Annotated in this window: 16 protein-coding genes; 6 read left to right on the forward strand and 10 right to left on the reverse strand. The window is 63.0% G+C overall.

Annotated features, from left to right (window positions below):
- Nucleotides 1-282: 282 nt before the first annotated feature.
- The 7 genes from QWI18_RS00005 to QWI18_RS00035 form a co-directional block, all read right to left on the reverse strand.
- Nucleotides 283-2,247: an acetyl-CoA carboxylase biotin carboxylase subunit gene (locus tag QWI18_RS00005; RefSeq protein WP_369317838.1), complete on the reverse strand. Its 1,965-nt coding sequence runs from the start codon at nucleotides 2,245-2,247 to the stop codon at nucleotides 283-285.
- Complete coding sequence (locus tag QWI18_RS00010; RefSeq protein ID WP_192131779.1) at nucleotides 2,247-3,098, reverse strand: gamma-carboxygeranoyl-CoA hydratase; 852 nt, start codon at nucleotides 3,096-3,098, stop codon at nucleotides 2,247-2,249. Before QWI18_RS00010 ends, QWI18_RS00005 begins: the two co-directional genes overlap by 1 nt.
- A 17-nt stretch (nucleotides 3,099-3,115) precedes the next feature.
- A complete protein-coding gene (locus QWI18_RS00015) occupies nucleotides 3,116-4,723 on the reverse strand; it encodes a carboxyl transferase domain-containing protein (protein ID WP_369317839.1) in 1,608 nt (535 codons plus the stop codon).
- Nucleotides 4,724-4,739: 16 nt separating this feature from the next.
- The gene (locus QWI18_RS00020) at nucleotides 4,740-5,903 is read right to left on the reverse strand and encodes an isovaleryl-CoA dehydrogenase (protein ID WP_369317840.1); all 1,164 of its coding nucleotides are present in this window, start codon (nucleotides 5,901-5,903) and stop codon (nucleotides 4,740-4,742) included.
- 689 nt (nucleotides 5,904-6,592) lie between these two features.
- Complete coding sequence (locus QWI18_RS00025) at nucleotides 6,593-7,492, reverse strand: hydroxymethylglutaryl-CoA lyase (protein WP_369317841.1); 900 nt, start codon at nucleotides 7,490-7,492, stop codon at nucleotides 6,593-6,595.
- 54 nt (nucleotides 7,493-7,546) lie between these two features.
- The gene (locus QWI18_RS00030) at nucleotides 7,547-7,927 is read right to left on the reverse strand and encodes a MerR family DNA-binding transcriptional regulator (RefSeq protein WP_192131772.1); all 381 of its coding nucleotides are present in this window, start codon (nucleotides 7,925-7,927) and stop codon (nucleotides 7,547-7,549) included.
- A 232-nt stretch (nucleotides 7,928-8,159) separates the two neighbouring features.
- Complete coding sequence (locus tag QWI18_RS00035) at nucleotides 8,160-9,104, reverse strand: LysR family transcriptional regulator (protein WP_369317842.1); 945 nt, start codon at nucleotides 9,102-9,104, stop codon at nucleotides 8,160-8,162.
- A 157-nt stretch (nucleotides 9,105-9,261) separates the two neighbouring features.
- Between QWI18_RS00035 and QWI18_RS00040 the strand changes: the two genes are divergently transcribed.
- A complete protein-coding gene (locus QWI18_RS00040) occupies nucleotides 9,262-10,494 on the forward strand; it encodes an acyl-CoA dehydrogenase (protein ID WP_369317843.1) in 1,233 nt (410 codons plus the stop codon).
- Between the two features lie 52 nt (nucleotides 10,495-10,546).
- Here QWI18_RS00040 and QWI18_RS00045 read toward each other — a convergent pair whose 3' ends face one another.
- Both QWI18_RS00045 and xthA read right to left on the reverse strand, forming a co-directional pair.
- Entirely contained in the window at nucleotides 10,547-11,893 is a 1,347-nt protein-coding gene (locus QWI18_RS00045) for a substrate-binding domain-containing protein (RefSeq protein ID WP_369317844.1), read from the reverse strand.
- A gap of 139 nt (nucleotides 11,894-12,032) precedes the next feature.
- Nucleotides 12,033-12,845 (reverse strand): exodeoxyribonuclease III, encoded by an 813-nt coding sequence (gene xthA / locus QWI18_RS00050; protein ID WP_192131764.1) that lies wholly within the window; start codon nucleotides 12,843-12,845, stop codon nucleotides 12,033-12,035.
- A gap of 221 nt (nucleotides 12,846-13,066) precedes the next feature.
- On the opposite strand from xthA, the gene QWI18_RS00055 reads away from it, so the two are divergent.
- The 3 genes from QWI18_RS00055 to QWI18_RS00065 all read left to right on the forward strand — a co-directional run bounded on the left by QWI18_RS00055 (nucleotide 13,067) and on the right by QWI18_RS00065 (nucleotide 19,203).
- Nucleotides 13,067-13,717 carry a GNAT family N-acetyltransferase gene (locus QWI18_RS00055; protein ID WP_065990601.1) on the forward strand — a complete coding sequence of 217 codons (651 nt, stop codon included), beginning with the start codon at nucleotides 13,067-13,069 and terminating at the stop codon, nucleotides 13,715-13,717.
- A 66-nt stretch (nucleotides 13,718-13,783) separates the two neighbouring features.
- The gene (locus QWI18_RS00060; protein ID WP_192131762.1) at nucleotides 13,784-15,514 is read left to right on the forward strand and encodes an autotransporter assembly complex family protein; all 1,731 of its coding nucleotides are present in this window, start codon (nucleotides 13,784-13,786) and stop codon (nucleotides 15,512-15,514) included.
- 68 nt (nucleotides 15,515-15,582) lie between these two features.
- Nucleotides 15,583-19,203, forward strand: a complete 3,621-nt coding sequence (locus tag QWI18_RS00065) for a translocation/assembly module TamB domain-containing protein (RefSeq protein WP_369318156.1) — start codon at nucleotides 15,583-15,585, stop codon at nucleotides 19,201-19,203.
- A 106-nt stretch (nucleotides 19,204-19,309) separates the two neighbouring features.
- Here QWI18_RS00065 and QWI18_RS00070 read toward each other — a convergent pair whose 3' ends face one another.
- Nucleotides 19,310-20,305, reverse strand: coding sequence for an aldo/keto reductase (locus tag QWI18_RS00070; protein WP_369317845.1), 996 nt, complete (start codon nucleotides 20,303-20,305; stop codon nucleotides 19,310-19,312).
- 126 nt (nucleotides 20,306-20,431) lie between these two features.
- On the opposite strand from QWI18_RS00070, the gene QWI18_RS00075 reads away from it, so the two are divergent.
- Both QWI18_RS00075 and tpx read left to right on the forward strand, forming a co-directional pair.
- The gene (locus tag QWI18_RS00075; protein ID WP_369317846.1) at nucleotides 20,432-21,361 is read left to right on the forward strand and encodes a LysR family transcriptional regulator; all 930 of its coding nucleotides are present in this window, start codon (nucleotides 20,432-20,434) and stop codon (nucleotides 21,359-21,361) included.
- 87 nt (nucleotides 21,362-21,448) lie between these two features.
- Nucleotides 21,449-21,949, forward strand: a complete 501-nt coding sequence (gene tpx, locus QWI18_RS00080; protein ID WP_192131756.1) for a thiol peroxidase — start codon at nucleotides 21,449-21,451, stop codon at nucleotides 21,947-21,949.
- The last annotated feature ends 19 nt before the right edge of the window (nucleotides 21,950-21,968 follow it).

Below are 21,968 nucleotides of genomic sequence, written 5' to 3' on the forward strand. Positions count from 1 at the left end.
AAAACTGGGGTATCTGCCACCGACCGTTTACGAACGGACGATGGCCTTGAAACAACCTATCGAGGTGTCCGGAATTAGTTGACCACTACAGCATGCCCGCGATGCGTGGGTGAAACCCCACACAATCTCACTGGCTGCACGCGGTGCGATAGTAGGACCGGCTTTAGCCGGGAAGGGGCCATTGTGAACGCCATCGATTTTGCGGTGCGCCACCTGACGTCTTCCCGGCTAAAGCCGGTCCTACATTCGCGTTCACGCCCGATCCCACCGGGGTTTTGACATTTATTCAGCGGCCAACTCCACCAGCACTGTCCCTTCCTTGACCATCTCACCTTCGCTGCAATACAGCGCTGTCACGGTGCCGGCGGTGTTCGCGCGGATGCTGTGTTCCATTTTCATCGCTTCCAGGACCACAAGCGGAGTGCCGACCTGCACCTGTTCGCCCACGCCGACCAACACCCGAACGATGCTGCCGTTCATGGGGGCGGTGAGGCCGCCGTGGTGGCCGTGGTTTGAATCCACGTCGGCAATCGGGTCAACCGGGCGGATCCCATGCACATCGCCCTGCCATTGCAGGTAAAGCGTGTCAGCCCGGCGGATCGCAAGGGTCTGCCGGCGCACGCCGTCCTGCTCGATCAGCAAATGCTCGCCGTTCAGCCGAACGCCCTGCTGGGAGTCACTTCGCAACACCATGCTTCGAGACTCTGCGCCACACGCCAGGTGCAACGTCACTTCGCTTGGGCCGCCCAGGCGCAGCCCGGTGCGGGCCGACCAGGGCGAATGGGCGTCGTCGGCTCTGACCGTCACTGGCGCGGTGCTCAGGTATGCCTGCGCCGCCACCTGCCAGAATTCCTCTGTCAAACCCTCGGCCGCTGGCAGCAGATCCTCTTGATAGCGAGGGATAAAGCCGGTGTCCAGTTCCGCGTCGGCGAAGGCCGGGTGGGCGATGATGCGGCGCAAAAACCCGAGGTTGGTACGCAAACCGCCGATGGCAAATTCGTCGAGCATCGCCAGCAATCGCAAGCGCGCTTGTTCACGGGTCTGGCCCCAGGCGATCAGTTTGCCGAGCATCGGGTCATAGAAGGGCGAGACCTCGTCGCCTTCTGCCACGCCGCTGTCGACGCGACGCCCCGGCCCCGCAGATGATTCGCGATACAGCGTCAGCGTCCCGGTGGCGGGCAAAAAGTCGTTGGCCGGATCTTCCGCATACAGCCGCACCTCAATCGCGTGGCCGTTCAGCGGCACTTCGGCCTGGGTGATCGGCAGCGGCTCACCCTGGGCCACGCGAATCTGCCAGGCCACCAGGTCCAGCCCGGTAATTGCCTCGGTCACCGGGTGCTCGACCTGCAGGCGCGTGTTCATTTCCATGAAGAAGAAATCGCCCCGGGCGTCCAGCAGAAACTCCACCGTGCCGGCGCCGACGTAGCCGATCGCCTGTGCCGCGCGCACCGCCGCTTCGCCCATCGCCTGACGCATGTGCGGTGTCAGGCCCGGCGCCGGGGCTTCTTCGACGACCTTCTGGTGACGGCGCTGAATCGAGCAGTCGCGCTCGTTGAGGTACAGGCAGTGGCCGTGCTGGTCGGCAAAGACCTGAATCTCCACATGGCGCGGCTTGAGCACGTACTTTTCGACGAGCATGCGCGAGTCGCCGAACGACGACTGCGCCTCACGTTGCGCGGACGCCAGCGCTTCGGCCAGATCCTCGTCGCGCTCGACCACCTTCATGCCCTTGCCGCCACCGCCGGCGGTGGCCTTGAGCAGCACCGGGTAACCGATCCGGGCGGCGACTTCGCGGAAGGTCGCGGCGTCCTGAGCATCGCCGTGATAGCCGGGCACCAGTGGCACGCCAGCGGTTTCCATCAGCGACTTGGCCGCTGATTTGCTGCCCATGGCGTCAATGGCCGAGGCGGGCGGGCCAAGGAAAATCAGGCCGGCCTGTTCCACCGCGCGGGCAAAACCTGCGTTTTCCGAGAGAAACCCATAACCGGGATGGATGGCCTGGGCGCCGCTGGCTTTGGCTGCTTCGATCAGCTTGTCGATTTGCAGATAGCTTTCGCTGGGCTTGCTGCCCCCGAGGTTCACCGCGATGTCCGCCTCACGGACGTGCCGCGCGTTGCCGTCAGTCGCGCTGTGCACGGCGACGGTGGTCAGGCCCATGGCCTTGGCCGTGCGCATGACGCGGCAGGCGATTTCGCCACGGTTGGCGATCAGCACCGAATTCAGTGGTTGCATGTGCGGGACGCTCATCAGTGCGACTCTCCTTGTGGGGGCCGCGGGCCTTGCAGCGGTTGGGATAGCGTGCGCGGCTCGCCGCGCCAGGCCGGTTCGCGCTTCTGCAGAAACGCGCGCAGACCTTCCTGGCCTTCGGCGCTGACGCGAATGCGGGCAATGGCGTTCTCGCAATAGCGGCGCAGGGCAGGGGTCAGCTCACCGTCGGCGACTTCGCGCAGCAGGTCTTTGCTGACGCGCATGGCCTGGGGGCTGTTGAGCATCAGGTTGGCGATCCAGTGTTCCAGGTGCTGTTCCAGCTCGGCAGCGGGGTAACACTCGGCCAACAGGCCGATCTCCCGCGCCCGGGTGCCGTCGAAACGTTCGGCGGTCAGCGCGTAGCGTCGCGCGTGACGTTCGCCAATCGCCTGCACCACGAACGGGCTGATCACCGCCGGAGCAAGGCCGATCTTCACTTCCGAGAGGCAGAACTGCGCGTCATCGGCGCCGATGGCCATGTCGCAGCAACTGATCAGGCCCAGTGCGCCGCCATAGGCCGCGCCTTGCACGACGGCGAGGGTCGGCGCCTTGAACTTGGCGAGGTTGTACATCAACTCACCCAGCTCGCGGGCATCGCCCAGGTTGGTGTTGTAGTCGAGGTTGGCCGACTCCTGCATCCAGGCCAGGTCGGCACCGGCGCTGAAGTGTCGGCCGCGTCCGCGCACCAGCAGAAACCGCAGGCTGTCGTCCCGCTGCAACTGGTCAAGGGCGATGATCAGCTCGCGAATCATCTGCGCGTTGAAGGCGTTGTTTTTCTCCGGCCGGTTGAGCCAGAGCGTGGCGAACCCGCGTGGGTCGAGGGCGATGTCGAGAGTGGCGAAATCATTCATGGGGCGATTCTCTCGGGTCACATCCGGAACACGCCGAAGCGGGTCGGTTCGATGGCGGCGTTGAGCGAGGCGCTGATGGCCAGGCCGAGAATGTCGCGGGTCTGCGCGGGGTCAATGACACCGTCGTCCCACAGCCGGGCGCTGGAATACCAGGGATGGCCCTGATGCTCGTACTGATCGAGGATCGGTTGGCGCAGAGCCGCTTCTTCCTCGGCACTGAACGTCTGGCCGCTGCGTTCGGCCTGTTCACGCTTGACCTGCACCAGCACGCCTGCGGCCTGTTCGCCGCCCATGACGCCGATCCGCGCGTTGGGCCACATCCACAGAAAGCGCGGGTCATAAGCGCGGCCGCACATGCCGTAGTTGCCCGCGCCAAAACTGCCGCCGATGATCACCGTAAACTTCCGCACGTTCGCGCACGCCACGGCAGTCACCAACTTGGCGCCGTGCTTGGCGATGCCGCCGGCTTCGTACTTCTGGCCGACCATGAAGCCGGTGATGTTCTGCAGGAACAACAGCGGAATGCCGCGCTGGCAGGCCAGTTCGATGAAGTGCGCGCCTTTCTGCGCGGCTTCGGCGAAGAGAATCCCGTTATTGGCGAGGATGGCGATCGGGTAGCCGTGCAGATGGGCGAAGCCGCACACCAGCGTGGTGCCGAACAGCGCCTTGAATTCATCGAACACCGAACCGTCCACCAGCCGCGCGATGACTTCGCGCACGTCGAACGGCTGCTTGGCGTCCGCCGGGATCACGCCATACAGCTCGTCATCCGCATATAACGGCGCCTGAGGCGGGCGGGTCTGCAACTGGCCGAGCTTGCGCCAGTTCAGGTTGGCCACACAGCGCCGTGCCAGCGCCAAGGCGTGGTCATCGCTGTCGGCGTAATGATCGGCCACCCCGGAGACCTTGCAGTGCACGTCGGCCCCGCCGAGGTCTTCGGCGCTGACCACTTCGCCTGTGGCGGCTTTCACCAGCGGCGGCCCGGCGAGAAAGATGGTCGCTTGTTCGCGGACCATGATGGTTTCGTCGGCCATGGCCGGCACATAGGCGCCGCCCGCAGTGCAGGAACCCATGACCACGGCGATCTGGGCGATGCCCTCAGCACTCAGGTTGGCCTGATTGAAGAAGATCCTGCCGAAGTGTTCACGGTCGGGGAACACTTCGTCCTGACGGGGCAGGTTGGCGCCGCCGGAGTCCACCAGGTAAATGCACGGCAAGCGATTCTGTTGGGCGATGGTCTGGGCGCGCAGGTGTTTTTTCACGGTCAGCGGGTAATAGGTGCCGCCTTTCACCGTGGCGTCGTTGGCGATGATCATGCATTCGACGCCTTCGACCCGGCCGATCCCGGCGATCAGCCCCGCAGCCGGGACGTCTTCGCCGTACACGTCATGGGCGGCGAGCTGGCTGAGTTCGAGGAAGGGCGAGCCGAGATCCAGCAGGCGGTTGATCCGCTCCCGGGGCAGCAGTTTGCCCCGGGAGGTGTGGCGTTCCTGCGCCTTGGCACCGCCGCCGCGCTGAACGTGGTCGAGCAGGTTATGCAGCGCGTCGAGCTGCTTGCGCATAGCCTCGCTGTTGGCGGCGAATTCCGGCGAACGCGGGTTGATCTGGGTGTGCAGAGTGGTCATGGGGCCTCCGGCGCTGTCAGCGGGTTTCGTTGAACAGCTCACGCCCGATCAGCATGCGGCGGATTTCGCTGGTGCCGGCGCCGATCTCGTAGAGCTTGGCGTCGCGCAGCAGTCGTCCGGCGGGGAATTCGTTGATGTAGCCGTTGCCGCCGAGAATCTGGATGGTGTCCAGGGCAAATTGCGTGGCGCGCTCGGCGGCGTAGAGGATCACCCCGGCGGCGTCCTTTCGCGTGGTCTCGCCGCGCTCGCAGGCCTGCGCCACGGCGTACAGGTAGGCGCGGCTGGCGTTGAGCTGGGTGTACATGTCGGCGACCTTGCCCTGGATCAGCTGGAACTCGCCGATGCTCTGGCCGAATTGTTTGCGGTCGTGAATGTAAGGCAGGACGACGTCCATGCACGCCTGCATGATCCCGACCGGCCCGCCCGAGAGCACGACTCGCTCGTAATCCAGGCCGCTCATCAGCACCTTCACGCCGCCGTTGAGCGCGCCGAGCAGGTTTTCTTCCGGCACTTCGACGTCATCGAAGAACAGCTCGCAGGTGTTGGAGCCGCGCATGCCGAGCTTGTCGAATTTGCTGCCTCGGGAGAAGCCGTGCCAGTCGCGTTCGACGATGAACGCGCTGATGCCGTGGGCGCCTTTTTCCAGGTCGGTCTTGGCGTAGATCACGTAAGTGTTGGCGTCAGGGCCGTTGGTGATCCAGGTCTTGCTGCCGTTGAGCACGAAGCGGTCGCCCCGACGGTCGGCGCGCAGCTTCATCGAGACCACGTCGGAGCCGGCGTTGGGTTCGCTCATCGCCAGGGCGCCCACGTGCTCGCCGCTGATCAGCTTGGGCAGGTAGCGGGCTTTCTGTTCGGGGGTGCCGTTGCGGTTGATCTGGTTGACGCAGAGATTGGAATGGGCGCCGTAGGACAGTGCCGCTGAGGCAGAACCCCGGCTGATTTCTTCCATGGCGATGACATGGGCCAGGTAGCCCAGGCCTGCGCCGCCGTACTGCTCATCGACGGTGATGCCCAGCAGGCCCATGTCGCCGAACTTGCGCCACATGTCGGCGGGAAAGAGGTTGTCTTTGTCGATCTGTGCGGCACGCGGGGCAAGCTCGGCGGCCACGAAGGCGCGCACCTGGTCGCGCAGCATGTCGAGGGTTTCGCCGAGGCCGAAATTGAGCGTGGGGTAATTCATGGACTGCATCCCGTGTTGTTATTGGAGGGCTGACAGGGGGAAAAGAAACTGCGTTACCTTTACGTTAACGTAAGCCTGCAGTCGTGGTGATGTCAACGACGATGAAGTGCTATCGCTGGTGATAATCGGGAGGGGAGGTTTACGAATGACGAATAGCACGAAGGGGAGCCTGGGCTCCCCTTCAAGTTCGATTGCATGCTCGTTTTTATTAGTAAGTGGCCTGTTGTTGTTTTTGGCAGCCAGCTTCTTTTGCTTTTCTGAGCGACCCCCAAGCGGGGCCAAGAGCAAACGTATTTTTTTGAGCGCTGATCCGCTTCGATCTTTCGATCCGACTCGTCTGGTAGCTGCCTGAACGCAGTTTTATTGTTCTCAGTCCGGTCGTGAGGCCAGAGCCTCAAGTAGAGCGATCCACTCCAAAAAAATCAGTTAGCTGCGTCTCTGTCCGTGTTGTTCTTGTTATGTCAGAGCCGATACGTCTTGTTTTTATTGGGTCATTGCATTTGTTATTTTTGTTGTACGTAAGACATAGCAGAAGCCATGCCAACTTTTCAGAGTTCCCGGTTTGCGGGGCTTTGCGGATTTCACCGGCCTGGATTCACTGCTGAATCTGTCGCCAGGTGTTTCCGTGTTACCCGTTTCCCTGAACACGATGGCGGGCAGGGTAACACTGTGTGACAAGTTGTCGCACATCAGGCCGACAGACGTGCCTTCGCCACCCGTGACCCATTTGCCCGACCGAGGGTGTCGCTGATGCGCTGACCGGCTGCAATCAGCTTGTCCAGATCGATACCCGTCTCAATGCCGAGGCCGTTCAGCAGGTAAACCACGTCCTCGCTGGCCACGTTGCCGGTCGCGCCTTTGGCGTAGGGGCACCCGCCGAGGCCGGCCACGGAGCTGTCGAACACGTGAATGCCTTCCAGCAGGCTGGCGTAGAGATTGGCCAGCGCCTGGCCGTAGGTGTCGTGGAAATGCCCGGACAGCTTGCCCCGGGGGATCTGTCCGGCGACCACGTCGAACAGCGTGCGGGTGGCGCCCGGCGTGCCAGTGCCGATGGTGTCGCCCAGGGAGACCTCGTAGCAGCCCATGGCGAACAGCTCGTTGGCAACTGACGCCACTTGCTTCGGTGAAATGTCACCTTCATAGGGGCAACCCAGTACGCACGACACGTAGCCGCGAACGCTGATGCCGTGCAGGCGCGCGGCTTCCATGATCGGCACAAACCGGTCCAGGCTCTCGCTGATCGAGCAGTTGATGTTGCGCTGGGAGAACGATTCCGAGGCGGCGGCGAATACCGCGACCTCTTTCACGCCCGCTGCCAGCGCGTCTTCGAATCCGCGCAAGTTGGGTGCCAGCGCGGCGTAGGTCACGCCTTCCTTCGGCTGGATGCCGGCGAACAGTTCAGCGGAGCCGGCCATCTGCGGCACCCATTTTGGCGACACGAAACTGCCCGCTTCGATATAGCTGACGCCCGCATCGGCGAGGTCGTGCACCAGTTGCAGCTTGTCGCTGACGCTGACCGGGCGGGATTCGTTCTGCAGACCATCCCGAGGGCCGACTTCAACCAGACGCACACGTTGAGGGAGAGACATAGCGGCATCGTTCCTGAAAGATTTGGCTTTAGGTTGTTGTTCTATGGGACTGAATCAGCTGGATATTTCCAGTGCGGCCTTGCAGCGTTCTTCTGCTGTGTCGAGTTCTAGTTGCATTTGTTGAATGTCCAGAAGCTGCTGATCCAGCTGCGCGCGACGCTCGGCGATTTTTTTCAGCATGGTGCTCAATTGTTTGTGGTTGCCGCCGTGGGGGTCGTACAGACCGATGAGGTCGCGGCATTCGGCGAGAGAGAAGCCGATGCGCTTGCCGCGCAGAATGAGTTTGAGGGTGACCTTGTCACGGGCCGAATACACCCGCTCCATCCCCCGGCGTTCGGGGCTGAGCATGCCTTGTTCTTCGTAGAAACGGATGGTGCGGGTGGTGATGTCCAGCTCGCGGGCGAGGTCGGAAATGCTGTAGGTGGTGGCGGTCATGGCAGTGCTCGATACGGAAGGCCTGGGCGTAACGTAAGTGGGGCTTTACGTTAACGTCAAGGGTGTTATCAAACACTGGACAGCTTTTGCCAATCGTAGGACGGCGTTTTGAACGTAGGACCGGCTTCAGCCGGGAAAGGGCCAGCAGCGACACCGCAAAATGGATGGTGTCCACAAGGGCCTCTTCCCGGCTAAAGCCGGTCCTACATTGACTGCAGGCGCCGCTGAACCTTCACTTCACTGCTTCAAGGGTCTTGCCCAACTTGCGCTCCTGCGCAGTCACCAATTGGCAGAGTTCGATGATCTGCTCACGCATCCAGCGGTTGGCGGGGTCCTGATCGGTGCTTTCGTGCCAGTACAGGTGGGTTTCCACGGTCGGCACGTCGTTGACCGGCAGGTACACGAAATGCAGGTCATTGCGCCGGGCGAAGCGCTCGGGAACGGTCATCACCATGTCGGTTTGCTGCAACACCTGCGAGGCCATCAGGTAATGCTGCGAACGCAACGCCACCTTGCGCTGAATACCCATTTTTCCGAGCGCCAGATCCACATAACCCAAGCCACTGCGCCGGCTGGAAATATGGATGTGCGCGACGCCGAGGTAGTCATCCAGGCTGATGGCCTCCTTGTTCGCCAGCGGGTGGCCCCGGCGCATGGCGCACACATAGCGGTCTTCCATCAGCTTGACGTGGCGCACCTGGGGGTCGGTATTCAGCGGCGCGTCGACGGCGAAATCCAGTCGGCCCGCCGCGAGTTCCTTGGTCGTCTCCCGGCGCTTGGACAGAAAGCTTTCGATGGTCACGGCGGGCGCCAGGCGCCGCAGCCGCTGGAACAGTGCCGGCAGAATCACCGCTTCGGTGAGGTCGGTCATGCTGATGCGGTAATTCTTGTTGGCCTGCAGCGGATTGAAAATCCGGCTCTCCTGCACCGACACCCGCAGCAGCGACAGGGCGTTGCGCACCGGGCCGATGATGTTCTGCGCCATCGGGGTGGGCACCATGCCCTGGGCGGTGCGCACGAACAGTGGATCGTTGAAGGTTTCGCGAAGGCGCGACAGGGCGTTGGACACCGCAGGCTGGGTGATGCCGACGATCTGACCGGCGCGGGTCAGATTGGCTTCGGTGTAGATGGCGTCAAACACAATAAAGAGATTGAGATCGACCTTGCTCAGGTTCATTGCTGTGCGCCTCGTGCAGTTCTTGTTGTTTGGAATGCGCCGAATCATATATCGGTTATGAATGTTTATACACGCCGAGAATAGGTTAGATAAATGGGGGGCGCTGATCTAGCATCGGCTCACGACCTGACAACACCTCATAGAAGGCAGCCGCCCCATGGATTTCGCTTACTCCCCCAAGGTTCAGGCACTGCGCGAGCGCGTGACGGCCTTCATGGACACTCACGTGTACCCGGCCGAGCCCGTGTTCGAGCGCCAAGTGGCCGAAGGCGACCGCTGGCAGCCGACGGCGATCATGGAGGCGCTCAAGGCGAAGGCAAAGGCCGAGGGGCTGTGGAACCTGTTCCTGCCGGAATCCGAATGCGGGGCAGGGCTGTCGAATCTCGAGTACGCGCCGCTGGCGGAGATCATGGGCCGCTCGCTGCTCGGCCCGGAGCCGTTCAACTGTTCGGCGCCGGACACCGGCAACATGGAGGTGCTGGTGCGCTACGCCAGTGAGGCGCAGAAGGAACGGTGGCTGGAACCTTTGCTGCGCGGCGAGATTCGCTCGGCGTTTGCGATGACCGAACCCGACGTGGCGTCCTCGGATGCCACCAACATGGCCGCGACCGCAGTGCGTGATGGCGATGAGTGGGTCATCAACGGCCGCAAATGGTGGACCTCCGGCGCCTGCGACCCGCGCTGCAAGATCATGGTGTTCATGGGCCTGAGCAACCCGGACGGCCCGCGTCATCAGCAGCATTCGATGATCCTGGTGCCGACTGACACGCCAGGGGTAAAAATCCTGCGGCCGCTGCCGGTGTTCGGCTACGACGATGCGCCCCACGGTCACGCCGAAGTGCTGTTCGAAAACGTGCGCGTGCCGTACGAAAACGTCCTGCTGGGTGAAGGACGTGGTTTCGAGATCGCCCAGGGTCGCCTTGGCCCGGGCAGAATTCACCATTGCATGCGCTCGGTCGGGATGGCGGAGCGCGCGCTGGAACTGATGTGCAAACGCTCGGTGCAGCGCACTGCGTTTGGCCGGCCGCTGGCGCGACTGGGGGGCAATATCGACAAGATCGCCGACTCGCGCATGGAAATCGACATGGCCCGGCTGCTGACCCTGAAAGCGGCCTACATGATGGACACCGTAGGCAACAAGGTGGCGAAGAGCGAGATCGCGCAGATCAAAGTGGTCGCGCCGAACGTCGCTCTGCGGGTGATCGACAGGGCGATCCAGATGCATGGCGGTGCGGGGGTGTCCGGCGATTTCCCGCTGGCCTACATGTACGCCATGCAGCGCACCCTGCGCCTGGCCGACGGCCCGGACGAAGTCCACCGCGCGGCGATCGGCAAATTCGAGATTGGCAAGTACGTGCCCAAGGAGATGATGCGCAGCGAACATCGGTGACCGACCACGACGTCGCCAGTAAGCCGTACAGTGCTGGCGGGCTTGAACCGCATCACTCCACCCACACCTCCACCCGGCGGTTCTTGATCCGGCCTTCATCGCCGTCATTGGTCGCCACCGGCATTTCGTCGCCGAAGCCGCGCACTTCACGCAGCACCACCTGATGTTTCAGCAACTCCCGGCGCACTGCCATCGCGCGCAGTCTGGACAGCAACTGCGCTCGCGCCGGGTCGCTCTTGGCATCGCCAAATCCCACCAGCGTGACCTTCTGATCCAGCTTGTCATGGGCCTTCAGATAGTCGACCACGCGCTTGAGATCAAGCATGGCCTTGGTGTCGAGGGTCGCGCTGCCTTGGGCGAAACGGAAATTCACCGACAGCCGCTCGGCCTCCCGCGCCAGATTTTGATACGCCAGCGGCATCTGCGTCGTCGCCCGCACTTTTACCGCCTGCACCGTCTGCGCCACAAACCCGTTTTGCGCCACGATGGACTGTCCCTGCGGACTCTGGGCGAACCGCACCAGCGCCTTGGCCCAGCGCTGCTTCGCCTCAGGCGGCAGGTAGAAATACAGGCGGCGTGACAGCGGATAGTCTTCGGTGGCGATCAGGCTGACCGTGGGCAGCATCGGTTTGGACTCGCCATCGATGATCGCCACGGCCTTGGCCTGCCGGACGTAGGGCAGGCCGATGAAACCGATGCCCTGGCGGTCCTGGCTGACCTGATCGGACAATTCCTCGCTGGACTCGAACCGCCGGGCCTCCTTCGACAACGTCTTGCCGGACTTGGCCAGCACCAGCTCGTTGAAGGTGTCGAAGGTGCCCGACTGCTGATCCCGCGCATATAAATGAATGGCCCCGGCAGTGCCGCCCAATTGCTCCCAGTCGCGGACCTCCCCGGAAAAGATTTTCGCCAGTTGCACTGTGCTCAGCTCCCGCAGCGGGTTGCCGGGATGGAGAATCACCGCAACGCCGTCGATGGCGATGACCTGCTCGGCCTGATGGCTGCGCAAGTCGCCCAAGGCTGCCAGCTCCATGGCTTCACTGTTTTTGATGGGGCGCGAGGAGGCTGCTACATCTGCCAAGCCGTCCTTCAGGGCCACGAAACCTGTGCTCGATCCGTGTGCCGCAATGTCGATGCTGACATTCTGGCCGGACGGCAACTGGGCGGTGATACGCCGCTCGTTGGGGTGCGCGCCCGCTTGTTCCTGAATGGACTGTGCGCTTTGCTGCGCCAGCAGGCCTTTGACCAGCGCCGGCCCCAGTTGCGCGCCAATCGTGTTCGAGCCCTGAATGCGCAAGGCCGGCGAGCCGTCACTGGGCGCGGGCAGGGCAGCGGCGTGGGTATCTACCGAAAAAGCGAAGAGTGAAGCGAGGAAAATGAAAACACCGGTGCGCAGCATGTGCGGCATCTTTATAGGAGTGGAGGTGGCCGGAGAATAAGACAGGCCAATGACGCGCAGATGACAGCCCGCGGCTTATAGCGCCTCGGACGATGAAGCCGCGGGCAGGGCGCCGCGCGGCTGAACTGTGATGGTTCGGTTATTCCAGCTCAAGCCAGATCGGCGCGTGGTCGGAAGGCTTGTCCATCGACCGCAAATGGTAGTCCACGCCCGCCGCCTTGATGCGCGGTTGCAGGCCATGGGACGTGAGGATCAGGTCGATGCGCAGGCCACGCTTGGGCTCGTCTTCAAAGCCGCGGCTGCGATAGTCGAACCAGCTGAACTGATCGACCACTTCCGGGTACAAGTGACGGAAGCTGTCCACCAGGCCCCAGTTCTTCAGCTTGCCGAGCCACTCGCGCTCTTCCGGAAGGAAGCTGCACTTGCCGGTTTTCAACCAGCGCTTGGCGTTGTCGGCGCCAATGCCGATGTCGCTGTCCTCCGGGGAGATGTTGACGTCGCCCATCACCACCAGCGGCTGGTCGTTGCTGAATTTCGTTTCCAGCAGGTTCTGCAGATCTGCATAGAAGCGCAGCTTGGCCGGGAACTTGGTCGGGTGATCACGGCTTTCGCCTTGTGGGAAATAGCCGTTCATGACCGTGACCGGATTGCCGTTGCGATCAGCGAATGCGCCCCAGATGAAACGGCGCTGGGCCTCTTCGTCGTCGTTGTCGAAGCCCTTGTGGATCGACAGCGGCGGCTGGCGGGAGAGCAGTGCGACGCCGTAATGGCCCTTCTGGCCATGGAAATGAACGTGGTAGCCCAGCGCTTCGATCTCGGCCTGGGGGAATTGCTCGTCGGAGACCTTGGTTTCCTGCAGGCCAATGACGTCGGGCTGATGTTTCTCGATCAACGCCGCCAGTTGATGCGGTCGGGCGCGAAGGCCGTTGATATTAAAAGACACAATTTTCATGGGCGGCGCTCCTGGCAGCTCCTTACAAATACAAACGGCGATGCTAGCCGACCTGCCCGGCCACGGCCAGCGTCAGAGGCGCTGTGTGCGATGGCGGTTGCGCTGTGTGCATTTCTGATCGGCGGCCACGTCGCGGGAACTGCGCTGGCGGGCGGCGACTCGAAGCCTTGAAGTCAAGCACCCGAGCGGCCGCCCCGGGGCTCATCAAAAGGACGCACACCATGCCTGAACTGCCTAGCGAAACGGCGGAGATCCGTCAGCTCGACAGCGGCTACTCCCGCGAAACCCGCGCGCTGCTGTACCTCGCCTACCGCCAGGAGCCGAGTTTTGCCTACCTCTTCGAATCCGGCCGCTCCGGCTACGACCATCGGGTCAAGGCGACCATTCGGGCGCTGGTCAAACAGCACTATCTGCAGGACCTGCCGGCGTTGGGGCTATTCGTGGCGGACCGCCTGGTCGGCGTTGCCCTGATTGCGCCTCCGCAGCGGCGGCTGGGCATCACCGAAAGCTGGGCCTGGCGCATTCGCATGTTGATGACCACCGGCCTGCGCTGCACTCAGCGCTATCTGGAGTACTACCACGCCGTGCTGGCCTGCGTGCCTTCGGAAGCGGTTCATGTCCTGCCGTTGTTCGGCGTGCATCCCGACTTTCAGGGGCGGCACTATGGCGAGCGGTTGCTGCTGGCGTTGCATGACTGGTGTGCCCAGGACAGGAATTCCCAGGGCATCGTTCTCGACACCGGCAATGGCGATTATCTGGAGTTCTATAACCGACAGGGTTATGAGGAAATCGGTGAGGTGGCAGTAGGACCTGTCCGCGAACACATCTTTTTCCACCCAAATCCGCAGGTTTCATTGGGTTCTGTGGCCTGAGCCGCGCACGCTTCTCCATTTCCGCGGGTTCCAGCAGCCCGCGTCGCTCGTGTAGCATTCGCGCCTATGAAGTTTCCCCATCGATACACCAGTGGCTTTCTCCTGATGTTGTCCAGTTGCGCGGCGTTTGCCGATGCGCAGCTGGAAGTCCGGGTCAAGCCGTCCAATGCCGCGCTCAAGTCCAACATCGAAGGGTATGTGGGCAGCCTCGGCGAGCGCGACGAGCCAGCGCTCGAACGCTTCAGCGTCGGGGCCGTCGAGCAGGCGCAAAAGGCCGCTCAGGCCCTTGGCTATTATCAGGCGCAGATTGACAGCGAAGTCCGCCACGTCGACAACAACCTGCAACTGCTGTTGAAGGTTCAGGCCGGCGAGCCTGTGCACCTGCGCAACGTATCCATCCGCGTGACCGGGCAGGCGACCCAGCTTAAAAGCTTCCGGGTGCCGAAGGGTGACGCCCTGAAGCCCGGCGCGGTGCTCAACCATGGTGTCTACGAGGACGCCAAGCACCTGATTGAAACCCAGGCGGCGCGCTACGGCTTCTTCAAGGGCCGGTTCGTGACCCAGCGCCTTTCCGTCGACCCGCGCGCCGGTGTCGCCGACATCGAACTGGTCTACGACAGCGGGCCGCGTTTCTCCCTTGGCAAAGTGACCTTCAGCGGCGACGCGCCATTCGATGAAGACTTGCTGCGGCGCATGGTGCCGTTCAAACAAGACACGCCCTACGACTCCGAACTGATCGCCGAACTCAATCAGGCCATGCAGTCGAGCGGCTATTTCGAAGGCGTTCGGGTCAACGCATCGCCCACCGATGCCCAGGCCCAGGTCATTCCGGTCGACGTGCAGTTGCAGACCCGCAAGCCGCGGACCATGGGGCTCGGGGTCGGCTATTCGACCGACGTCGGCCCACGGGTAAAGGCCAACTGGACGCGCCACTGGGTCAATCCCCAGGGCCACAGTTATGGCGCCGAGGCGGAAATCTCCGCCCCTCGGCAGAACGTCGGCCTGTTCTACGACATCCCGCTGGACCCGCCCCTGACCGACAAATTGCGATTTGCCGGTGGCTATCAATATGAAGAAATCGCCGACACCGACAGCCTCAGCAAACTGCTGACCGTTGGGCCCGAATGGCACAGCAAACTGCCCAGCGGCTGGGAGCGCGTGATATCGCTGAAGTGGCAGCGCGAAGAATACCGGCTGGGCAACGACGAAGGCCTCAGCACCTTGCTCATGCCCGGCGTCAGCTATTCGTACCTGCGCAGCGACAACCGCATCGACCCGCACAACGGCTACCGGCTGCGGTTCGACACCCAGGTCGCCAAGGAAGGGCTGGGTTCTGACGCCAACCTGCTGCACGGCACGGTGATGCTCAAAGGGCTGACCACCGTGGCGCAGAACCACCGCTTCCTCGGGCGTGTGCAGGTTGGGGGCAGCGCCAGCAACGGCTACAAGTCGATCCCGCCATCCCTGCGCTTTTTTGCCGGTGGCGACCAGAGCGTGCGCGGCTATGACTACCAATCGCTGTCCCCGGAGAACTCCGACGGTGACAAGATCGGCGGCCGTTACATGATCGCCGGAAGCGCCGAGTACCAATACTCGATCGCCGAAAAATGGCGGGTGGCGGCGTTCGTCGATCAGGGCAACTCGTTCAATTCACTGGACCTGCCGAGCCTGAAAACCGGCGTCGGCATTGGCGTGCGCTGGGTGTCGCCGGTGGGGCCGCTGCGCCTCGACCTCGCCCACGCGCTGGATGAAGACGGCGGTATTCGTCTGCACTTCTCGATGGGACCTGAACTGTGACGAAGCTGGCTTTGTTGAAACGCACCGCGGCAATCACGGCGATTACGCTGCTGTCGCTGATCATTTTGATGGTGCTGACGGCCACCATCCTCCTCGGTACGCAAAGCGGCAGCCGTTGGGCCCTCGGGTGGGTGCCGGGCCTGACGGTCGAAGGGTTTTCCGGTCGTCTGGGCGGCGCGTGGCAGGCGGATCACCTGGTCTGGCAGCAAGGCCAGAGCAAGGTCGAAGTCGACGCACCGGTTTTCGACTGGTCACCCGCGTGCCTCGCGCGCATGACGCTCTGCATCGACAACCTGCAAACGGGCGACATCAGGCTGCAGTTTCCGCCCTCCAGCGACGAGGCAGCCAGCGGGCCGATCACGCTGCCGGACCTCAAGCTGCCGCTGGCCCTGCAACTAGGGCGCGTGCAGATCGGCAGTCTTCATCTGGACGGCACCGAACAGGTTCGCGACGTGAAGCTGGCGGCGCACTGGACCGCTGAGGGGTTGAAGATCGATTCGCTGCACGCCGGTCGTGATGACATCGCCCTTGATCTGTCGGGCCTGCTCAAACCCGAGGGTAACTGGCCGTTGACCGCCGAAGGACAGCTGAAGCTACCCGACGTCAGTGGTCAGCCGTTGTCACTGGCACTGAACATTCAAGGGGACCTGCTCAAGACTTTGACCCTCAACGCGCAGAGCAAGGGCTACCTCGACGCCACGCTCGTCGGGCAGTTGCAACCGCTGGTGGAGAACCTGCCGGCGGACATCGCCATCACCAGCGACAACTTCAAGCCCAGCGCTGATCTGCCGGACACGTTGCAGCTCGATCATCTGATGCTCAACGCCAAGGGCGATCTTGCTCAAGGCTACGCCATCACCGGCAACGCCAGCCTTCCGGCGGAAAAAGGCCCGGTGGCGCTGGCATTACAAGGCCGGGTCGACGCCAAGGGCGCGGACATTACGGCGCTTGATCTGACCGCCAGCGACAACCAGCGCCTCAAGGCGAGCGGCAAACTGGACTGGCAACAGGGCCTGCGCGCCGACGCGAAAATCGACTGGCTCGACTTTCCCTGGCATCGCCTGTACCCGTTGATCGACGAGCCCCAGGTCAGCGTGCATACGTTCACCGGGGAAGTGTCCTACACCGACGGCAAATACCTCGGCCATTTCGCCGGCGACTTCAAGGGCCCGGCCGGCCCGTTCACGCTTCAGAGTCCGTTCAGCGGCGATCTGCAACAGATCTTCCTGCCTCAACTTGAGCTGGCAGCCGGGCAGGGCAAGGCCAGCGGTCACCTGAATCTGCAATTTGCCGACGGCATCGCCTGGGACACGGCACTGGATCTCAGCGCCATCGATCCCGCTTACTGGGTCGCGGAATTGCCGGGCTCCTTGGCGGGTCCGCTGCGCAGCAAGGGTTCAATGCGCAACGAGCAACTCACCCTGAACGCCGATCTGGACCTGAAGGGGCGCCTGCGCGGTCAGCCCGCGGTGCTGCAGGCCAAGGCCGATGGCGCCGACAACAAATGGAACCTCAACGCCCTGGACATCCGCCTGGGCGACAACCGGATTCAGGGCACAGGAAGCCTTCAGCAGAAAATCGCCGGCCAGCTGGACATCAACCTGGCGCGACTGGGTCAGCTATGGCCTGGCCTGCAAGGCCAGATGAAAGGGCGCATCGACGTCGCCGGCACGGTACAGGCGCCCCAAGGGCAGCTGGCCTTGCAAGGCACGCAACTGGCGTTTCAGGCGAACACGCTGCAGAGCTTGACCCTGGCCGGCAGGCTCGACAGCGCCCAGCGCGCCACCCTTGACCTGAAGACCTCCGGCATTCAGGCCGGCGACACGGCGCTGGGCGCGCTGACGGTTAATGGCCAGGGCGACATCAAGCGTCAGCAAGTCAAACTCGATCTCAAAGGTCCGCTGCTCAAACTGGCCCTGGCGCTGGACGGCAATCTGGACAAAGGTAATTGGCGCGGGCGTCTGGCCAGCGGCGACATCCAGAGCGGCGGGCAGGACTGGAAGCTGCAACAGCCGGCCAAGCTGGAGCGTTTGGCCAACGGCAAGGTCAACTTTGGTGCTCATTGCTGGGTGTCGGGGCCTGCGAGCCTGTGCGGCGAAGATCAGCGCCTGATGCCCGAACCGCGCCTGCGCTACCACCTCAAGCGCTTCCCGCTGGAAAGCCTGGCGCAGTGGCTGCCCAAGGATTTCGCCTGGACGGGCGCGTTGAATGCCGACATCCAGCTGGACGTTCCCGCTGCCGGCCCCAATGGCCAGGTGGTCATCGACGCCAGTGGCGGGACGCTGCGGGTCAAGGACAAGAACCAGTGGCTGGACTTCCCCTACGACACGCTGAAGCTGACCAGCAGCCTGACCCCGAAGAAAGTCGACACCAGCCTCAATTTTCGTGGCGGCAAGCTCGGTGAACTGCTGGCGCGACTGAGCATCGATCCGATCGCCAGGAACAAGCCCGTGACCGGCGACTTCACCCTCAGCGGCCTGGACGTGTCGGTCGCAAGGCCGTTTGTGCCCATGGTGGAAAAGCTCAACGGCAAGCTCAATGGCAGCGGGCGGATCTCGGGCGGCCTGCTGGCGCCTCAGGTCAACGGCAACGTGACGCTCAACGACGCCGAAGTCTCCGGTCCCGAATTGCCGGTGAGTCTTGAAAAGCTCAATGTGCAGGCCCTGATTGCCGGCGAGCGCGTTGATCTGACCGGCAACTGGCGCAGCGGCACGACGGGTCAAGGCAGCATTGGCGGGCATGTGGCCTGGGCCAATGCGCTGGATGTCGACGTTGACCTGAAGGGCACGCACCTGCCGATCACCGTTGAACCGTACGCCAAGCTGGAAGCGGCGCCGGACCTGAAGATTACCCTGCAGGGCGACAGGCTCGCGGTATCCGGCAAGGTGCTGATCCCGAAAGGCGAGATCACGGTGCGCCAGCTGCCGCCTTCAACGGTGAAAGTCTCTGATGACACCGTGATCGTGGGCCAGCAGACCGAACAGGGCAAAACCCCCTTGGCCATCGCCATGGATGTGAACGTCGAAGTGGGCCAGGAGACCTTGAGTTTCAGCGGCTTCGGTTTGACTGCGAATCTCGTCGGCCACGTGCACATCGGCGACAACATGGACACCCGCGGCGAGCTGAACCTCAACGACGGCCGCTACCGCGCTTACGGCCAGCGCCTGACCATTCGCAAGGCGCGCCTGCTGTTCGCAGGACCGGTCGACCAGCCGTATCTGGACATCGAAGCCATCCGCCAGACCGACGACGTGATCGCCGGCATTCGCCTGAGCGGCAGCGCCGAGCAGCCGACTACCACGGTGTTCTCCGAACCTGCCATGAGTCAGGAGCAGGCGCTCTCGTATCTGGTGCTGGGCCGTCCGCTGAGCACCAACGGCGAAGACAGCAACATGGTCGCCCAGGCGGCGCTGGCATTGGGTCTGGCCGGCGGTTCGTCAACGGCGGGCAAGCTGGCGTCCGGGCTGGGGATTCAGGATTTCGATCTGGACACCTCGGGCAGCGGCGACAAGACGGCGGTGGTCGCCAGCGGCAAGATCACCGACAAGCTCAGCCTGCGTTACGGCGTGGGGGTGTTCGAGCCGGCCAACACCCTGACCTTGCGCTACCTGCTGAGCAAGAAGGTGTACCTGGAGGTCGCGGGCGGTGTGGCGAGTTCGCTGGACATCTTCTACAAGCGGGACTTCTGACAACCCGGCGAAACGGGGCGGGACAGGGCCTGCTGGCGGCGGAGTGTCGCCGCCAACAGGCCGGGGTTCATCGAAGACGCAGCGATGATTGGAGAGCGTTACCCGCTTACCCGTTGACCAGCTTCATCGCCGCATCGGGATAACGGCCGCCTGCGACAGCGTTAACCGGGAACAGGTCTTTCAGCGCCTGCAACTCTGCTGCGCTGAGGGTCACGTCCAGCGCAGCGACGTTCTCTTCCAGGTATTTGCGCTGCTTGGTGCCGGGAATCGGAATCACGTCATTGCCCTGGGCGAGGACCCAGGCCAACGCCAGCTGGCCGGCGGTAATGCCTTTTTCTGCCGCCAGTTGTTCCACCTTCTTCACCAGCAGCAGGTTTTTGGCGAAGTTCTCGCCCTGGAACCTCGGACTGCTGCGGCGATAGTCATCGGCGGCGAAGTCGTCCGGGCTCTTCAGTGCGCCGGTCAGAAAACCGCGCCCCAACGGGCTGTACGGCACAAACGCAATGCCCAGCCGGCGGCACGTGTCGAGCGCGCCGTTTTCTTCCGGCTCGCGGCTCCACAGTGAATATTCGGTCTGCAGGGCGGCAATGGGATGAACCTTGTGCGCGCGTTCGAGGGTGCTTGCCGACGCCTCGCTCAAGCCGAGAAAGCGCACCTTGCCTGCCTTGACCAGCTCGGCCATGGCGCCAACGGACTCTTCGATCGCCACGCCGGGATCAATGCGGTGCTGGTAATACATATCCAGGGTGTCGATTTTCAGACGCTGCAACGTGTCATCGATCGCGGCGCGGATGTATTCGGGACTGCCATTGACCCCGCGCGCGCCGGCGTCGCCTGGCGTACGCACGATGCCGAACTTGCTGGCGATGAACGCCTGATCCCGCTTGCCAGCCAGCGCCTTGCCCAGCAGTTCCTCATTGGTGTGGGGGCCGTACATATCGGCGGTGTCCAGCAGGGTGACGCCCCTCTCCAGCGCCCGGTGCAGGGTGGCGATGGCTTCGTCGGCGTTGCCGCCCGTCGTATAGAAGTCGGTCATGCCCATGCAGCCCAGGCCCAGGGCCGAGACCTGCGGGCCGTTTTTGCCAAGTTGACGCGTTTGCATGATGGATGCCTTGTCGATCAAGAGGACCACCATTCTTGCGCCTCGACAGCGTCGGGATAAACCGGCTAAAAGTGCTTTCACTATTGGTAATTTCTAAACAATCTCTCAGCGGAACCGTGACAAGCCATGGATAAATTCAACGCGATGCGGGCCTTCACGCGCATTGTCGAGCTGGGCGGTTTCGCCAGGGCCGCCGACAGCCTGCACATGCCCCGGGCGTCGGTGACCATTCTGATCAAGCAGCTGGAGGCACAGTTGGGCGTGCAGTTGTTGATGCGCACCACGCGGCAGGTGACGCCGACGCCGGACGGTCAGGCCTATTACCACCGCTGCGTCAGCGTGCTGAACGAGCTTGAAGCGGCCGAATCGTTGTTCTCTTCGGTGGCCCGGGACCCGGAAGGCGTGCTGCGAGTCGACATGCCGTCGGGCATCGGCCGACTGATCATCATGCCGCTGCTGCCAGAGTTCACCGAGCGTTATCCCCGGCTGGCAATGGAAGTGGGCATGAACGATCGTCCCGTGGACCTTATCCGGGAGGGCTACGACTGCGTGATACGTGGCGGGGAGCCCCTCGATCAGTCGCTGGTGGCGCGACCGCTCGCTCACATGCGCCAGGTGGTGTGCGCCAGTCCCGGGTATCTGCAGCGCAGGGGCACGCCGCTCTCCCTGGCCGATCTGCAGCACCACCAGATCATCGAATACTTCTCTTCCACCACCCACAAACGCTATGGGCTTGAGTTCGTCATTGATGGCCGAGTTCACGCGCCCGACCTGCCCAAGGCTCTGGCGACCAACAGCGCCGATGGCTACCTCGCGGCGTGCAGCGCAGGGTACGGACTGGTGCAGACGCCGTACTACCACGTCGCCGAATCGTTGCGCCGCGGCGAGCTGATCGAAGTGCTGGGCGATGTCGAACAACCGCTGTTGCCCCTGACCGCGCTGTACCCGGCACACCGGCAGACGTCGCGGCGGGTGAGGGTATTCGTCGACTGGGTAGTGGACGTCTGCGCCCGCCCGGGGCTGATGGACAAACCGGTAATGCACCCCGTTTCCTGACAATAAAATCGTTTCTGGCGGTAGGTTGCCACGCTTTTTCATGGTTAACTTCCGCCCTTGAATGCCACTCAAACAAGGACTCAGCTCATGCCACAAGTGACTCGTAGAGGCTCTCCGGTACAGATCAGCGGCGAACTGCCGACCGTCGGCAGCAAGGCGCCGGCCTTCAAACTGGTGGCGGCCGATCTGTCCGACGCAACCCTGGAAACCTTCGCCGGCAAGCGCAAGGTGCTGAACATCTTCCCGAGCGTCGACACCCCGACCTGCGCCACCTCCATCCGCACGTTCAATGCCCAGGCCAACGAGCTGAACAACGCCGTTGTGCTGTGCATCTCCGCCGACCTGCCGTTTGCCCAGGCGCGTTTCTGCGGCGCCGAAGGTCTGGAAAACGTGAAGAACCTGTCGACCATGCGCGGCGCGCAGTTCATGCAGGACTATGGCGTTGCCATCGCCGACGGGCCGATGGTGGGGCTGACCACCCGTGCTGTCGTGGTGCTGGACGAAAACGACACGGTGCTGCACAGCGAACTGGTACCGGAGATCGGCCAGGAGCCGAACTACGACGCGGCGCTGGCCGTATTGAAGTAAGCTGGCAAGCGGCGTATTG

The sequence above is a fragment of the Pseudomonas sp. W2Oct36 genome, assembly GCF_041060465.1.
GTDB lineage: Bacteria > Pseudomonadota > Gammaproteobacteria > Pseudomonadales > Pseudomonadaceae > Aquipseudomonas > Aquipseudomonas graminis_B.

What these genes read in the sequence shown, in the direction of transcription:
- QWI18_RS00005 (WP_369317838.1), bottom strand. Translation starts at nt 2,247, where the DNA reads ATGAGCGTCCCGCACATGCAACCACTGAATTCGGTGCTGATCGCCAAC.
- QWI18_RS00010 (WP_192131779.1), bottom strand. Translation starts at nt 3,098, where the DNA reads ATGAATGATTTCGCCACTCTCGACATCGCCCTCGACCCACGCGGGTTC.
- QWI18_RS00015 (WP_369317839.1), bottom strand. Translation starts at nt 4,723, where the DNA reads ATGACCACTCTGCACACCCAGATCAACCCGCGTTCGCCGGAATTCGCC.
- QWI18_RS00020 (WP_369317840.1), bottom strand. Translation starts at nt 5,903, where the DNA reads ATGAATTACCCCACGCTCAATTTCGGCCTCGGCGAAACCCTCGACATG.
- QWI18_RS00025 (WP_369317841.1), bottom strand. Translation starts at nt 7,492, where the DNA reads ATGTCTCTCCCTCAACGTGTGCGTCTGGTTGAAGTCGGCCCTCGGGAT.
- QWI18_RS00030 (WP_192131772.1), bottom strand. Translation starts at nt 7,927, where the DNA reads ATGACCGCCACCACCTACAGCATTTCCGACCTCGCCCGCGAGCTGGAC.
- QWI18_RS00035 (WP_369317842.1), bottom strand. Translation starts at nt 9,104, where the DNA reads ATGAACCTGAGCAAGGTCGATCTCAATCTCTTTATTGTGTTTGACGCC.
- QWI18_RS00040 (WP_369317843.1), top strand. Translation starts at nt 9,262, where the DNA reads ATGGATTTCGCTTACTCCCCCAAGGTTCAGGCACTGCGCGAGCGCGTG.
- QWI18_RS00045 (WP_369317844.1), bottom strand. Translation starts at nt 11,893, where the DNA reads ATGCTGCGCACCGGTGTTTTCATTTTCCTCGCTTCACTCTTCGCTTTT.
- xthA (WP_192131764.1), bottom strand. Translation starts at nt 12,845, where the DNA reads ATGAAAATTGTGTCTTTTAATATCAACGGCCTTCGCGCCCGACCGCAT.
- QWI18_RS00055 (WP_065990601.1), top strand. Translation starts at nt 13,067, where the DNA reads ATGCCTGAACTGCCTAGCGAAACGGCGGAGATCCGTCAGCTCGACAGC.
- QWI18_RS00060 (WP_192131762.1), top strand. Translation starts at nt 13,784, where the DNA reads ATGAAGTTTCCCCATCGATACACCAGTGGCTTTCTCCTGATGTTGTCC.
- QWI18_RS00065 (WP_369318156.1), top strand. Translation starts at nt 15,583, where the DNA reads ATGGTGCTGACGGCCACCATCCTCCTCGGTACGCAAAGCGGCAGCCGT.
- QWI18_RS00070 (WP_369317845.1), bottom strand. Translation starts at nt 20,305, where the DNA reads ATGCAAACGCGTCAACTTGGCAAAAACGGCCCGCAGGTCTCGGCCCTG.
- QWI18_RS00075 (WP_369317846.1), top strand. Translation starts at nt 20,432, where the DNA reads ATGGATAAATTCAACGCGATGCGGGCCTTCACGCGCATTGTCGAGCTG.
- tpx (WP_192131756.1), top strand. Translation starts at nt 21,449, where the DNA reads ATGCCACAAGTGACTCGTAGAGGCTCTCCGGTACAGATCAGCGGCGAA.